The 18590-nt window shown below is 31.9% G+C and carries 1 protein-coding gene; it reads left to right on the forward strand.

Going from position 1 to position 18590, the window contains the following annotated elements; translation table 11 throughout:
• Positions 1-18546, forward strand: an 18546-nt coding sequence (locus HMPREF2706_RS07075) for a DUF1542 domain-containing protein (protein ID WP_141761278.1), incomplete at its 5' end; no start/stop codon positions are given.
• Positions 18547-18590: the final 44 nt, after the last annotated feature.

Genomic DNA, 18590 nt, shown 5'->3' on the forward strand with positions numbered 1-18590 from the left:
AACAAGGCTAACAATAACGAATTAGTTACTGCTAAAAATCAATTACAAGCAGCTTTAAATCAACCTGATCCAACACATGGTATGACTCCTCAAACAATTACAAATTACAATGCCAAAAAACAAGCGGCACAAGCTGAACTTCAAAAAGCTGATCAAGTAATTAATAATGGCGATGCTACTGCTCAACAAATTGCGGATGAAAAATCTAAAGTTAATCAAGCATTGCAAGCACTTAATGATGCTAAGCAACATTTAACTGCTGATACAAGTAAATTACAAAATGCATTGAATGGATTGAATAGAACAGGTGATACTAACAATAAAAAACCAAATAGTATTGAATCTTATAATAAAGCGATGCAAGCATTACAATCTCAAATTACTGCTGCTAAAAATAATGCAAATACAGTAATTCAAAAGGCTATTCGCACTGTAAATGAAGTGGATCAAGCTTTACAAGAAGTAAATCAAGTTAACCAACAATTAACTGAAGCGATTAATAAACTTCAACCTTTAGCAAATAATGAAGCACTGAAAGTAGCGAGAACTAAACTTGAAGATAAAATAAATGAAATTATTCATACGGAAGGTATGACGCAACAGTCTGTAAATGCTTATCAACATGCCAAACAAGAAGCTCAAGCTGAGTCAAATTTAGCTCAAGCTTTAATTAATAATGGTAATGCTACTGATCAAGAGATTTCAACAGAAATAGAAAAAGTAAACCAAAAACTTGATAATTTATCATCAGCGATAAATGGTTTAACTGTTAATAAAGAACCTCTAGAATCAGCAAAACAACAATTACAAAACAATATTGATTCTGCCCCTAGTACTGTGGGTATGACAAAGCAGTCTGTTCAAGTCTACAATCAAAAACTGCAAGCGGCTAAAGATGAAATCAATACTATTAATAACGTACTTGCTAACAACCCTAATGTTGAAGCTATTAATACTAATAAAGCGACCGCAGAGCGAATTAATAATGAATTAACTCAAGCTAAACAAGCGCTCAAAGTTGATATACAACCTTTAAAAACAGCTATGAAAAATATTCAAACAGCAATTGACGCAGGTACTAACACTGACGGTATGACATCCGACTCAGTTGAAGATTTTAATGATTCGTTGAGTGAAGCACTTAGTGAAAAAACAAAAATCAATAAATTAACAAGACACCCAGATACTCTAACAGTAGAACAAGTCAACCAAGCAGTGGCAGATGCTAATCAAGTCATTAAGAATCTAAATCACGCTCGCGATTCTTTAATACCTGACAAAGATCCACTCGAAATAGCTAAGCAAGCACTTGAAAATAGCATCACTCAGCAAACTGATACAGAGGGCATGACTACACTATCTTTACAAAACTATAATGAAAAATTAGAAGCCGCTAAACAAGAATTAAATAAAGATAAAGGTATATTAAGCGGAAGTCCTACAGTAGCAGAGATTAGAGCAGCCGCACGTGAGACAAGTAAAATTCAACAGGCTTTAGATAACGCAAGATCCCGATTAGTTTTAGATAGACAGCCATTTATTACACATATCAATGGTGAAGGAAATCTTAACTCACCACAAAAAGAGAACTTTATTCAACAAATTAATAGCGCTGGTAATTATCGTGACTTAAAAGCTATTCAAAATAACGCTGACATATTAAATCAAGCTATGAAAACTTTAGCTGACAGCATTTCTAATTATCAAAATGTTAAACAAACTGAAAATTATATCGATGCATCAAATGATAAACGTCTAGCTTATGATGACGCTGTTAATTCAGCTAATGAGATTTTAAATCAAACTCATAACCCAACAATGAGTAGTGATGTAGTAAATCAAAAAGCTCAAATGGTACAACAAACTAAAGACGCGTTAGACGGTCAACAAAGATTAGCTGAAGCTAAAGAACAAGCTATTAATCATCTAAGTGATTTACATGATTTGAATAATGCTCAACGCCAAGCTTTAACTGATCAAATTAATCATTCAGATAACATAACATCAGTTAATCAAATTAAAGGCAATGCAAATGCCGTTAATACAGCAATGACTGGATTAAAACAAAGTGTCGCAGACAACGATAGTGAAATTCAACAAGGCAACTATATAAATGCGGATAAAGATAAACAAGACGCTTATAATAGTGCAGTTAATCAAGCTAAACAAATCATTAATGAATCCAATAAAATTAATGCTCAACTAAACCCTAGTGAGATAAGTAAAATTACTGAAAAAGTTAACTCAACTAAAAATGATTTGAACGGTAATAATAAACTAGCTGAAGCTAAAACTAATGCTAAGAATGCAATTGATGGTTTAACATATTTGAATGATGCACAACGTGCTAAAGCTAAAGAGAATGTTGAGCATGCTACTACTAGATCAAATATTACTAGCCAATTACAAGACTACGCTAACTTGAATAATGCTATGAAATCGTTACGCGAGAGCGTAAATAATGTTAATCATATTAAAGCAAGTAGTAATTATATCAACGAAGATAATGAACCTAAAGAAGCATATAACCAAGCTGTAACAAATGCTCAGACATTAATAAATGCATCAAGCAATCCTGTTATGAGCGTAAACACTGTAAATGAAAAAGCTCAAGCTGTGACTACAGCTCAAAATAATTTACATGGTCAACAAAAATTACAAGAAGCACAACATAATGCAGACACTGAAATAGATAATTTAACTCACTTAACACCAGCACAAAAATCAGCTGAAAAAGCATTAATCAATAACAAAAACACTCGCACAGAAGTTCAAACACAACTTGATGATGCTAAAACTTTAGATAGTTCAATGGGCTCTTTAAAATCATTAGTTAATGATCAAAGTCAAGTTCAATCAACAAGTAACTATATTAATGAAGATCAACCTCAGAAAACTGCCTATAACAACGCTATTACTGAGGGACAAACTATCATTGATAAAACTTCTGATCCAATATTAAATAACAATACTGTTATACAAGCAATAAATAATATTAATACTAAGAAATCAGAACTTCATGGTGAACAAAAATTAGAAGCTGATAAAACTAGTGCAAATAATTCTTTAAATAAATTATCTAATTTAAACACACCTCAAAAAGAGGCTATTAAAGGCGTAATAGATAGCTCTAATACACGAACTAAGATATCATCAGAGTTGGAAAAAGCTAAAACTATAAACAATGCAATGCATACGCTAAGACAAAACATTACTGATAACGCTAATGTACCGACTCAAAGTAATTACATTAATGCTGAACCAGATAAACAACAAGCTTATACAGATGCTATTAATACAGCTAAAGGTATTATTGATGAAAAACAAGCGACTTTAGATCCAAATATTATTAATCAAAAAGCACAAGCTATTATAACTACCAAAAATGCCTTAGATGGTGAAGCTCAGCTTCGTAAAGCTAAAGAAGATGCGGATAATACGATAAATTCATTAAATCAACTTACAAATGCTCAGAGAACTAAAGAAAAAGAATTGATTAATGGAGTTCAAACAAGACCAGAAGTTGCATCACAATTAAGTAAAGCTAAAGAACTTAATAAAGTGATGGAACAACTTAATAATCTTATAAATGATAAGAATAATGTTTTAAGTAGTAGTAAGTATATAAATGAAGATACAGCTCAACAAAACGCTTATACTTCTACCATAGCGAATGCTGAAGCAATTAAAGATAAAACTCAGCACCCTGAATTAGATAAAAATTCAATTCAACAAGCTATTAATCAAATTAATTCAGCGATTAATAACTTAAATGGAGAAACTAAATTAGCTAAAGCTAAACAAGATGCTCAAGCAACAATTAACAATCTCAATGGTTTAACTAATGCCCAAAAATCCAATGAAAATAACACTATAAGTTCAGCTAAAACTAGAGACCAAGTTTCTAGCACTTTAAGTGAAGCTCAAGCATTAGATCAATCTATGAAAACTTTGCGTAATTTGGTCAACGCTAAGGATCAAGTTCACCATTCAAGTGACTATATTAATGAAGATACAGCTCAACAAAATGCTTATAATAATGCAATTGATAATGGCGAAGACATTATTAGCGGTCAACAAAATCCAATTATGAATAAAACAACAATTGACCAAGCTATTAATCAAATCAATAACGCTAAAAATGCTTTACATGGTGCTAATAAATTACAACAAGCTAAAAATGAAGCTAATCAAACTATCAATCAATTAGGTTATTTAAATGATCCTCAAAAAACTGGAGAAGAGGCTCTTGTAAATAGTTCAACTACTAGAACTGACGTTGCAAATCAACTTAACGAAGCTAAAGCTTTGAATAACTCAATGAAACAGTTGAGAGATAAAGTTGCCGAAAGTACTAGAGTAAAACAAAGTAGTGATTATATTAATGAGACTCCTGAACATAAAAGCGCATACGATCAAGCGCTTCAACAAGCACAATCAATCATTAATGAAAGTAGTAAGCCTACTTTAGATAAAACAGTAATTGAACAAAAAGTTCAAAACTTAACTAATGCTCAAAATGCATTACATGGAGCACGTCTTCTTGACAATGCTAAAAATAATGCTATTAGTGAAATTAATAAACTCTCAGGATTAAACGATGCACAACGTCAAAAAGCAATCCAAAATATTCAAGCACAAACCACAATTCCAGATGTTAACCAACAATTAACTACTGATAAAGAATTAAATAATGCTATGAAATTGTTAAGAGATGCTGTTAATCAACAAAATCAAGTTCATCAACAAAGTAACTATTTCAATGAAGATCAACAACCTAAAAATAATTACGATGCAGCAATTCGAGCTGGACAAAACATTATTAATAAAACACACGATCCAGTAATGAATAAAAGTGAAATTGAACAAGCAACTAACCAAATCAACACAACTAAAAATGCATTAGATGGTGAAAATAAATTACACACTGATCAACAAAATGCTAATAGGGAGATAGAGGGATTAACGAGCTTAAATCCTCAACAAATAAGTGCTGAAAAGAATCAAGTAAATCAAGCAACAACAAGAACTGACGTTGCACAAGATTTAGCATCTGCTAAAGCGTTAAATGATGCAATGAAAGCCTTAAGAGATGGTATTAACAATAAAGATGAAGTAAGACATAGTAGTGCTTATATCAATGCTGATCCTACAAAGATCTCCGCCTACGACCAAGCTCTACAAAATGCTGAAAACATCATTAACGCCGCACCTCAAGTTGAATTAAATAAAGATAAAATTCAACAAGCGTTAACACGTGTTCAACAAACTCAACAAGCACTCGATGGTGTAAGTCAATTAGCTTCAGCTAAACAATCTGCAACTCAGGATGTAAATGGTTTAACTAGTCTTAACGATGGTCAAAAACGCGAAATAAATAAACTCATTTCTAATGCAGAAACTCGACCTAAAGTTCAAGAACTATTAACTCAAGCTAATGGATTAAATACTGCGATGAAAGCTTTAAGAGATAGCATTCAAAATACAAACCAAGTCAAACAAGGTAGTAATTATATCAATGAAGATCCAACTCAACAACGTGATTATAATAATGCAGTTAATAATGCTGAAAGTACTATTAATAACAATACTCATCCAGTCTTAGATAAAGCAGAAATAGAACAATTAACTCACACTGTTAATAATACGGAAAATGCTTTACACGGTATTCAAAAACTCAAAAAAGAGCAACAATCAGCAGAAACTGAGATAAGTGGTTTAACGAGTCTTAATGACCCACAAAAAACTGCGGAAATTGCAAAAGTTAAAGCTGCAACAACTCGTACAGAGGTTAATCAATTACTTGAATCTTCAAAAACTTTAAATACTGCTATGCATGGTTTAAGAGAAAGCATAAAAGATAAAGCAGAGATTAAAAATAGTAGTAAGTATATAAACGAAGATCAACCTGAACAACAAGCATATGATAACGCTGTTACCAATGCACAACAGGTTATCGATGAAACTCAAGCAACATTAGATACAAACACTATTAATAATTTAACTAACGCCGTTACACGAGCTGAGTCGAATTTGCATGGTGATACTAAGTTACAACAAGATAAAGATCGTGCTAAACAAGCTATCTCTCAATTACCAAATCTCAATGATGCTCAGAAACACATGGAAGATTCAATAATAGATAGTCAAGATACACGTACGAATGTGAATCAAAATATAACAGCAGCTCAAGAATTAAATGGTTTAATGGGTGCTTTAAAAGAGAGTATTAAAGATAATGCCACAATTATTTCAAATGGTAACTACATTAATGCTGAACCAACAAAAAAACAAGCATATGATCAAGCTGTTCAGCATGCTAAAGACATCATTAATGGTACAAATCAACCAACTATTAATAAAGACGATGTTTCAAGAGCAACACAAACAGTAAATAATACCAAAGTTGCATTAGATGGTGATCATAGATTAGAAGAAGCTCAAAATACTGCGAATCAAACCATAACTAACTTAACTAATTTAAATAACGCTCAAAAAACTGCTGAGAAACAATTAGTTAATCAATCACCTACACTTGAGCAAGTTCAACAAAACTTGCAAACTGCTCAAGATTTAGATCGTGCTATGGGAGCTTTAAGACAAAGTATCGCTAACCAAGATCAAGTTAAATCCGAAAGCAAATATTTAAATGAAGATCCAACTGTAAAAGCAAATTATGATCAAGCTGTTCAACGTGCTGAAGATATTATTAATGCGACTCAAAATCCAGAACTCAATAAAGGCACTATAGAACAAGCTACTCAGGCTGTACAAAATGCTGAACAAGCCCTTCATGGAGTAGAAAAATTAAATCAAGATAAAACTACTGCTTCAAAAGAGCTAAATAATTTGACTAACTTAACAGATGCCCAACGTGAGAAACTTAAAGAATTAATTAACCATTCTGATAGTAGAGATGATATCAAACAAGAACTTGAACAAGCTAAGCAACTTAATAACGCAATGGAACAACTTAAAAATCAAGTTGCCCTTAAGGATAGCGTTCATTCAAGTAGTAACTATTTCAATGAAGATTCTGCTCAAAAACAAGCATATGACGACGCGATTAAACATGCTGAAGACATTATCAAAAATACTAATAATCCAAATATCAATCCACAAGATATCATTAAAGCATTAAATAATATTAAAACAGCAACAGATAATTTACATGGTGAGCAACGTCTACAAAATGAAAAAGACACTTCTAATAATTCAATTGATCATATGACGCATCTTAATCAACCACAAAAAGATGCTTTAAAACAAGCTATCGATGGCGCTACAACTAGAGAGCAAGTAGCAGAAAAACTTAAAGAAGCGAAAGCACTGGATAATGCCATGAAACAACTTGAAGATCAAGTTAATCAAGATCCAGCAATTACATCTAGTAGTAAGTTTGAGAATGAAGATACAGAACAACAAAAAGCATATAACAACGCTATAAACGCTGCTAAAGATATTATCAATCAAACTTCTAATCCAACATTAGATAAAAATAAAATTGATGATGCGCTTCACAACATCCAGAATGCTGTTAATCATTTACATGGCGAGCAAAAATTAGAACAAGCTAAACAAGAAGCAAATGATCAATTAAATCATTTAAATGATTTAACTAATGAACAAAAAGCTCACTTTAAACCATTAATTGATAACGCTGATACTAGAGCCGAAGTTAAAAAACAACTAGATATTGCTAAACAATTAAATAGTGATATGTCAGACATTAAAGATCAAATTGCAAAACAAAGCATAGTACATCAATCAGGTAATTATGTTAATGCTGACGATGCTACTAAACAGGCTTATGATAATGCTATTAAAGAAGCTAAAGAATTAATAGATAATCATCCTGATACATTAGATCATCTTAAACTTCAAAAATTGATTAATAAAATTGATGATGCTCAAAACGCATTAAATGGTCAATCAAGATTTGACGCTGCTCAAAAAGAGGCACTCAAAGAACTTGGTACATTAAATAGCCTTAATCAACCGCAACGTAAAAAACTTGAAGATAATTTAAACAATGCAACGACATTAGATGGATTATCTCAAGAATTACAAAAAGCTAAAGAGCTTAATAACGCTATGAAGGCTATGAGAGTTAATATTAAGGATCAAGATCAAGTACGACAAAGTAGTGATTATACAAATGCAGATTCTACTCAACAACACGCTTATGATAATGCTGTTAATAATATCAACAATATTATTACTGAAACTAATGCGACTATGGATCCTCAAAGTGTTAATCAAGCTACTCAAGCATTAGAGAACGCAAAACATGCTTTAAATGGAGCTCAAAAACTTCAAGACGATAAAAATAATGCTAAACAAGAAATTGGAAACTTAACAGGTTTAACTGATTCTCAAAAACACGCCTTAGATGAAGCTATAGATCAGTTAACACATAGAACTGAGATAAGTAAAAAATTAAAAGAAGCTAAATTCCTTAATAATGAAATGGAAGAATTAAAAGCAGCTGTCGCAAAAGCTTCTAATATTAGACAAACTAGTGACTATATCAACGAGGATACACCTCAAAAAGAAGCTTATGATAATGCTATTAAAAAAGGACAAGCAATTATTGATGCACATAACGATCCAACAATGAATGGAAGTGACATTAGTAATGTTATTCAACAAATTAATAGCGCTGAACATGGATTACATGGAGAACAAAAATTACAACAAGCCAAAAACAACGCAATAAATGATGTTTATGGTTTGAATAACTTAAATCGTGCTCAAACTGCCAAAGAAGTTCAGGATATTCAAGCATCTGAAACTAGAACAGCTGTGGAACATCAATTAGAACAAGCTAAAGTTTTAAATCAAGCAATGAAAGAATTGAAACAAAGTATTGCCGACAAAAACGATACGCTTAACTCTAGTAACTACATTAACGAAGATCCAGATAAGAAAATAGCTTATGATAATGCTTTGAGTAATGCTGAACATTTGTTAAATCAACAAAATGATCCAACGATGGATCCAAGAGAAATTAATGCTGCTGCTCAAAAAGTAAAAGAAACTAAAGATGCATTACATGGTGCAGATAAATTAACTCAAAGCCAAAATGAATCTAATGAAACTATAAATCATTTACCGAACTTAAATGATAAACAAAAACAAGCTCTAAATAATTTAATTAATCAAGCTACAACTAAACAAAAAGTAGCAGAAATTGTTAACCAAGCAAATGAACTTAATAGCGAAATGGGCAAACTCAAATCATTAGTTGAACAACAACCTAGCGTTCATAAGCAAAGCAATTATTTGAATGAAGACCCTGAAATTCAAAGAATATATGATAAAGCTATTCAAAGCGGACAAGACATCATCAGTGGAAATACTACTGATGTATTAAGTAAAAATGATATTAGTAATGCTATTCAAAATATAGAACTAGCAAAAGGCGATCTTCATGGAGAACAAAAATTACAAAAAGCTCAACAAGATGCTAATAACGAAATAGATCAATTAAGAAACTTGAATGACCCTCAAAGACAAGCAGAGCACAAAGAAATTAATAGTGCACCTTCAAGAACAGAAGTTCAAAGTGATTTAAATAACGCTAAAGCATTAAATGAAGCGATGCATCAGTTAGAGAACGAAGTTCATCTAGAGAATAGCATTAAACAATCAAGTAACTATATTAATGAAGACCCAGCCTCTCAAAATGCTTATAATGATGCTTTACAAAAAGCGAAGAATATCATTAATGCAGTACCTGATAAAACTTTAGATAAAACTACAATTGAGCAAGCATTAAATCAATTACAAAGTGCAAGTGAAGCTTTACATGGTGAACAAAAACTACAAGAATCGAAAGATCAAGCTAATAGTCAAATTGATCGATTAGAATCACTTAATCCTGGACAAGTATTAGCAGAAAAAACATTAGTTAATCAATCTCAAACTATACCTGGTGTTCAAGAGGCACTTCAAAAAGCAAAAGAACTTAATGAAGCCATGAAATCTCTTAGAGCTGAAGTAGATAAAGAAAATCAAGTCAAAACAGAAAGTAAATACATTAATGCTGATCACACTAATCAAGTTAACTATGATTCTGCCATCAACCAAGGTACTCAAATTATTACAACGTCACAACCACCAGAGCTTAACAAAGATGTAATTAATAAAACGACTCAGACTATCATTAATGCTCAAAACAACTTAAATGGGGAAGCTAAGTTAACTGAAGCTAAAACAACTGGTAATCAAGCTATTGATAAATTAGATGGACTAACAGAGGCTCAAAAGAATAAAGAACGTGAATTGATTAATCAAGCGTCAACTAAAGCACAAGTGAATAACATCATTAATGACGCTAATCAATTAAATGACTCAATGAAACAATTGCAACAAGCTATCAACAACGCTAGTAACGTTAAACAAAGTAGTGATTATATTAATGAAGATCCTACTCAAAAAAATGCCTACGATAAAGCAATTCAAGCTGCTAAAGATTTAATCAATGCTCAACCTCCTACTATGGACAAAGGAGAAATAGATAAAGCTTTAGCAAATGTTAATCAAGCACTTAATAATTTACATGGTAGCGATAAATTGCTTGAAGCCCAAAAAGAGGCCTCATCACAATTAAACAACTTTAACAATTTGACTAACGGTCAACATGGCAAGCTAGTTGATGACATTTTCAATGCACCGACTAGAACTCAAGTTGCTCAAGTATTGGAAAATGCAAAACAACTTAACAACACAATGAAAGCACTGAGAGATTCAATTGCTGATAATGAACAAGTTCTTCATAGTAGCAAATATATTAATGAAGACCCTGAACAACAAGCAGCTTATAATCAAGCGGTAACAAAAGCTAAGAACATTATCAACGACAATCCTGACCCTACATTATCCAATAGTGATGTTCAAAATATTGTAAATGAAGTTACTCAAGCTAAAGACAATTTACATGGAGATCAAAAACTTGCGACTGATAAGACAAATGCAAAAGATACTTTAGATCATTTAACGCATTTAAACCATGCGCAAAGACAAGAACTTGATGAAGAAATTCGTGATGCAACTACGAGACCTGGTGTTCAAAGTGTAGCTAAATTAGCCAACCAACTTAACGATGCGATGAAAAAATTAGAAGACGCATTAGCTGGCAATGAAACTGTAAAACAAACTAGTAATTACATTAATGAAGATACAGCTCAAAAAGGAAACTATGATAACTATGTAAACCAAGCTAAACAAATTGTAGATCAACAAGACAACCCTAATATGTCTCCAGAAAATATTAATGAAGTTACTCAAAAACTAGACGCTGCTAAAAATGATCTTCATGGAGAACAAAAATTAGAACAAGATAAACAACAAGCAACTGAACATATTAATCAAATGAAGAGCTTGAACCAAGCTCAAAAAGACGAGCTAAATCATGAAATTCAACAAGCCCAAACACGACCAGACATCGTTGCTACAGTTAATAAAGCTAAACCATTAGATACAGCAATGAAAAAATTAAGAGACAGTATTGCTGATGCTAATGATATTAAACAAACAAGCAATTACATCAATGAAGTACCAAGTATTCAAAATGCTTATGACAATGCTGTAGATCATGCTCAACAAATTATTAATCAAACTTCTAATCCAACTATGGATCCTTTAGTAATAGAGCGTGATACTTCAAATGTTCAAACAACTAAGAATAACCTTCACGGCGAACGTGTACTTAATGATGATAAACGCACACAAACATATGCAGTAAATCATTTAGATAATCTTAACCAAGCTCAAAAAGAAGCTTTAACACATGAAATACAACAAGCAACTAGAGTTTCTGATGTTAATAATGTCTACAACAAAGCTAGAGCTTTAGATTCCGAAATGCAAAAACTTAAAGACATTGTGGGACAACAAGATAGCGTAAGAAAAACTAGCAATTATGTTAATGAAGATAGTACAGCGCAACAAGCGTATAACGATGCTATTGCACAGGGCCAAGCAATCATTGATCAAACGACACAACCTACTATGTCAAATGACGAAATCGAAAATACGATTAATAAAATAAAACAAAAAGTTACTGCTCTTGAGGGAGAACATAAATTACAAGTAGCTAAAGAAAATGCCAATAACGTTATCGATAGCTTAAGTAATTTAAACACTCCTCAGAAAATTGCTGAAAAAGCACTTATTAATAAAGCTACAACCAGAGATAACGTTACTCAGCAAATGCATATTGCACAAGAACTTAATGATGCAATGGGTAAACTAAGAAACAGTATTCAAGATCAAGCGACTGTAAGACAAGAAAGTAGATACATCAATGAAAACGAAGATAAACAACAAGCTTATAATCATGCAGTAACTGATGCAGAAAGTGTTATCAATGAGCACAATCCAACATTAAATAAAGACACAATTGAACAGTTGACTCAACAAGTTAATCAGGCTAAAGATGCCTTAAATGGTGTAAAATTACTAAACGGAGATAAACAAACTGCTCATCAAACTATTTCTACATTGAATCATTTAAACACAGCTCAACAACAAGCATTTAATGAACAAATTGACAATGCACCAACTAGAGCTGAGGTTCAACAAATCATAGGACAAGCAGATGTTTTAAATAACATGATGAAAGCTTTGGAAAATAGTATCAAAGATAAAGATCAAGTTAAAAATTCTAGTGATTATATTAATGAAGACCCTGCCGAACAACAGGCGTATGATAATGCTGTCACAAACGTAGAGAATATATTGCATCAAACGACTCAACCAACAATGTCTGTTAGCGACATCCAAAGTGCCATTGATAATGTTCGAAATGCGAAAAATAACCTTCATGGCTTAAATAAACTTAACATTGCCAAAGACGAAGCTGCTAAACAATTACGTAAATTATCAAGTTTAACTTCACCTCAAAGTGGCGACATTGCTAAACAAATCTATGGCGCAGATACAAGAGCTGAAGTGACTCAAGCTCTAGATAAAGCGCAAGCATTAAATAAAGCTATGAATGCACTTAACAATGTCTTCGATCAAAGTACAAATGTCTTGAATAGTAGCCAATTTATTAATGAAGATCAACCTGAACAAGATGCTTATAAACAAGCACTTCAAAACATAGAAAAAGTTATTTATAGACAGGATAACCCTGAAATGGATCCAACTGTAATAAATAACTTAACGCATGGACTTGAAGCTGCTCAAAGCAACCTACACGGTGATCAAAAACTTGCCCAAGCAAAACAAGATGCTGCAAACACAATTAATGGTTTAACTCATCTTAATACAGCACAACGCGAACAAATCATCAACAAAAATACTAATTCTAAAACTCGTAGTGAAGTAGCAGAAAACTTAAATAACGCGCAAGCACTTGATCAAGCAATGAAATCTTTAGAAAATGTCGTAGCTGAAAGTAATAATGTGAAAAATAGTAGTAAGTACTTAAACGAGGATTCTAAATTCCAAGACCAGTATGATCAAAAAGTAACAGAAGCTAAAGATTTGATTAATCAAACTACTAATCCAACATTAGAACCTAATAAAGTTGATATTATAAAAAATAGAGTATTGGCTGCTGAGAACAATCTACTTGGCGCTGAAAAATTAGCCTACGATAAAGCTAAAGCACAATATGACATTGATGATATGAAAAACCTTAATGACGCACAAAAACAATCAATTGTTAAAGCGATTAAAAATGCGCCTTTAAGAACAGAAGTAAAACAATTGCTCCAACAAGCTAAAGATCTTGATAACGACATGAAAGCTCTTAAGGATAAAACCCAACAAGTGATTATAGATAAAGCGTCACCTAACTATACTGAGTCTTCAGATGATAGAAAAGAAACACTTAATCAATCACTTAATAATGCAGAAGCTATAATTAATAAAACTAATGGTACAGATGCTAATAAAGAACAAGTAGAGCAAGTTCTAAATCAACTTAATCAAGCTTCTGAAAACCTTAATGGTGATCAACGTGTGCAAGAAGCTAAAACTGACGCAAATAATACTATCGATCAACTTAAATATTTAAATACGAGTCAACAACAAACAGCCAAAGATAACGTTCAACATGCTACTAAACTTGATGAAATAGCAACTGCTAAAGCAAATGCCCAAGCTCTAAATAAAGCAATGGGACAATTAAAACAATTTATCGATGATGCTGATTCTGTTGAGCATGGAGATAATTATCGTCAAGCAGATGATGATAGAATCACAGCATATGATGATGCTTTAGAACACGCTCAAAACGTAATTAAAACAAATGCAACACAACAAGAAATAGAAGAAGCAATTCATCAAATTAGCCACGCTAAAAATGACTTAAATGGTATCGCTAGATTAGTGGAGGCTAGACCTAAAGCTTTAGCTTACATTAATTCATTAGATAAAATTAATGATGCTCAAAGAACCGCTTTAGTAGATAAGATCAATCAATCTCATGATTTGATTGAAATTAATCACATCGTTGATGATGGAACAAACTTAAATGACATCATGCACGAGTTAGCTCAATCAATTATCGATAACTATGCACCAACTAAGGCGAGCATCAACTATATTAATGCAGATACACAATTAAGAGATAACTTTAAACAAGCGATTAACAATGCTAGAAATGTTCTTAATAAAACTAAAGGTCAAAACCTAGATTTCGAAGCTGTTGACGCACTTAAAGATGCAATTTCAGAAACTAAAGACTCTTTAAATGGTATTGAACGTTTGAAAGCTGCAAAACTGAAAGCAGATAAATTTATAGAAGGTTTAAATCACATTAATAAAGCTCAATTAACTCATGCACTCAAAGATGTAGCAAGTACAGATTCATTAACTAAATTATCTCGTCTAATTAACAAATCTATGAACTTAGACGACGCTATGAATGCATTAAAAGATAGCTTAATCAATAATGCTGCACCTGTTCAAGCGAGCTCAAATTATATTAATGCTGATAACGATCTTAAAAATCAATTTGATGAAGCATTAAATAACGCTAGAAAAGCCCTAGCCAAATCAACAGGTAAAGACTTAGATGAAAATCAAGTAGACGGTTTAAAACAAGCAATTATAGATACGAAAGATGCTCTCAACGGGGAAGAACGTCTTGCTAAAGCTAAAGCTAAAGCACAAGAATACGTTCAAACATTATCAAATTTAAATAATGCTCAACGTAAAGTTGCTGAAAATAGTATCACTAATTCAGAAGATCTTAATTCACTAGCTGAATCAATCTCGAAAGTTACTGAATTAAATAAAGCTATGGAAGATTTACACAATGCTTTAATAAGTAATGCAACACCTGTTCATGCGAGTGTTAACTACATCAATGCAGACGAGGATTTACAAAATCAATTTGATCAAGCGCTTCAACAAGCAAGAAATACATTGTCTAAAGCTACAGGTAAACCTGCTTCAATTGAAGAAGTTCAAGGCTTAATTCAGTCTATTAAAGATACTAAAGATGCATTAAATGGTGATCAACGTCTTGCTAAAGCTAAATTTAAAGCTGAGATATTTATTAATCAATTAAAAGATTTAAATAATGCTCAACGTGTAGACTCAATTAAACAAGCAAATGATACTGATAATCTAAAAGATTTATCGCAAATCGTTTCTACTGCATCAGATTTAAATAATGCTATGTCAGAATTAAAAGCCAAATTAAAAGAAACAGTTAATCCTGTTAAATCAAGCATCAATTACATTAATGCCGACTATGATTTAAAACGTCAATTTAATAAAGCAATTAAAGACACTAGAGAAGCATTAAGTAAAACTAAAGGCGCCAACCTCAACGAAAGATATATTCAAGGATTATCTCAAGCAATTGATAGCACTAAAGATGCATTAAATGGTGAACAACGTCTTGCCGAAGCTAAAGAGAAATCTAAACAATTTATAAAACAACTTGATACTCTTAATAATGCTCAAAACAATTATTTAACAAATGAGATTAATAAATCTGATAATATTAAAGATATAACAAACATAGTAGATAATGCTTCAAGTCTAAATGATGCAATGAAAGACCTTAGAGATACCGTTGCACAATTAAACCAATCTAATAAAGATAGTATTAATTATCAAAATGCAGACGAAGATTTAAAATTACAATTTGATAATGCGATAAATATAGCTAATAATGTTTTAAACAAAAAAGATGGCGACAACTTAGATATCACTGTTATTGAAGGTATGACTCAAGCGATTAAAGATGCTAAAGACGCACTTAATGGTGAACAACGCCTTAAAAATGCTCAACAAGCTGCACATAAAGCTATTGACGATGCACTTAAACATCAACTTGATGAAATCAATCATGCTAATGCTACAGATGAATCAAAAGCACAAGCTATTAAATCTTTAGAGAATGCAGCTAAACATGCTAATGCTGATATTGATCATGCAAGTTCTAATACAGGCGTTTATAACGCTGAAAATGAAGGAACAACAGCTATTAAACATACGCATGCTGATGAATTACCAAAAGCTAAAATTGATGCTAATAATGATATCGATCAAAAATTAAAAGGTTTATTGAATAATATTGATCAAAACCCTAATTTATCTAATCAAGAAAAAGAGAAACTCAAAGATGATTTAAATCATGCAATCGAGAACATTAAAAACGAGATTGATCGTGCTACTAATAAACAAGCTGTTGCAGATGAAAAAGCTAAAGCAGATCAATTAATGAAAGGTACTCAAGATATCATATCTGCAAAAGAACAAGCTAAACAATCAATTAAAGATTTAGCACAACGTAAGCGAGATGCAATCAATAACAATCCTGATTTGACTGACCAGCAAAAAGCACACGCACTTGCTGAAATCAATAAAGCGGAAAAAGAGGCTATTAAACAAATAGAGAACTCTAATTCTGTAGATCAAATTAACAAAGTTAAAGATGATAGTCTTAACCACATTGCGAAAATTGTAATATGGGATACTGATCAACAGCCATCAATACTTCATCGTCCTGATTTAAGCATACAAGATGCGTTAGTTACAGGAAAAGTCATCGTGCATAGAGGTGCTACGATTACACTTAGTGAAATTGAAAGTGCCATGACTTTAGCTGATGGTCTTAAAGTTAGAATCATTTCATTACCTAACACAGATAAAGTTGCAGATAACCTAACTGCGAAAGTTGAAGTGACTCTTGCGAACGATACATCAGTTATTGTCGATGTCCCTGTAGATGTTATTGAAAAAGAACTTCAAGTTGCAAAAGATGAAGCATCACAACAAATTGATCAAGCTACTAAACAAAAGTTAGATGAAATTGATAATGATAAAATTTTAACCGAACAGCAAAAAGAACAAGCTAAAGCTGAAGTTCAAAAACTTAAAGATCAAGCTATTGATAAAATTAACAATTCAACTAATGTAAAAGATGTTGAAAATAATCAAAATAAAGATTTAAATGATATTAATCATTTTGATCCTAGACAATTTACATTGGACAAAGCTAAAGAAGCTAATAAAGCTGAAGTTAATAAACTTACACAAGAAGGTGTACAAGAAATTAAACATATTTCTGATTTATCACCTGAAGAACAAGCTCAATTCAATCATCAACTAAAAGATCTTGAATCTAAAGTTTATAACATGATTAAAAATGCAAAAAATCTAGACGAACTCAAACGCATTCTCAAAGATTTCAAAGCGCAACGCGATCACATCATTGCACAAGCTCATTTACTCGGTGAAAAACATAAAGCTGAACGTAGACTCAATAACGTTGTTAATAATAGAACTCAACAAATTATTAATGATATGTCAGCAAGTCAATACCAAAGACAATTGGCAATCAATCGTATTAGACAAATAGAATTAGATACTATGAATGCAATTCATCGTGCTAAATCAATCAAAGAAGTCCAAGACGCGTTACTGAATGGTATTCGTAAAATCATGGAAGTAGGTTTAGAAGGTTCATTTGATTCAATTTCCAATCAACAACGCGCTGCTAACAACGCTTATAAACAAGACGTCCGTCTAAGAAAAAATGATGTAAAAAGTCATATAGGTCAAACAGAATCTTACAAAGAAGTATTAAGTCACTCAGGTATTAAATCAGGTAAGAATAAACATAAAGAAGATGATCCTAAACATGTTAAACATCATGATAATAATTTCATCAATCGAGTTATCGATGACTTTGGCAAAGCAGTAGGCTTCATCACACTAACTGGTTTACTTTCAGGATTCTGGCTAGCGCTTGCTAAAAGACGTAAAAAAGAAGAGGAAAAAGAAAAACTGAATGATAAGAAGGATCTTCATATTTCCGATTCTAAAAAAGTAGAACCATTGATTATAGCTAAACGAAAAAAAGATAAAGAAGAAGAAACTGTTATTGAAGAAGACAATAAAAAAGCAATTCCTGTAGTGAAAAATAAAAGAGAAAAAGAGGAGAACAAACAGATGAGAAGAGAGACATGTTCTTCGAAAAAAGCAAAAACAAATAAAACTCAACGTCCTTCTTCAAACACTAAGTCAAAAAAGGGTACTACTAAAAACAAAAAGCGCTCAAAAAAGTAAAAAATAAATAACCGCTTCTAAAGTAAGAACAGGTTATAGGAAAT

It is taken from the genome of Staphylococcus sp. HMSC067F07 (genome assembly GCF_001837405.1).
GTDB classification, from domain to species: Bacteria; Bacillota; Bacilli; order Staphylococcales; family Staphylococcaceae; genus Staphylococcus; species Staphylococcus capitis.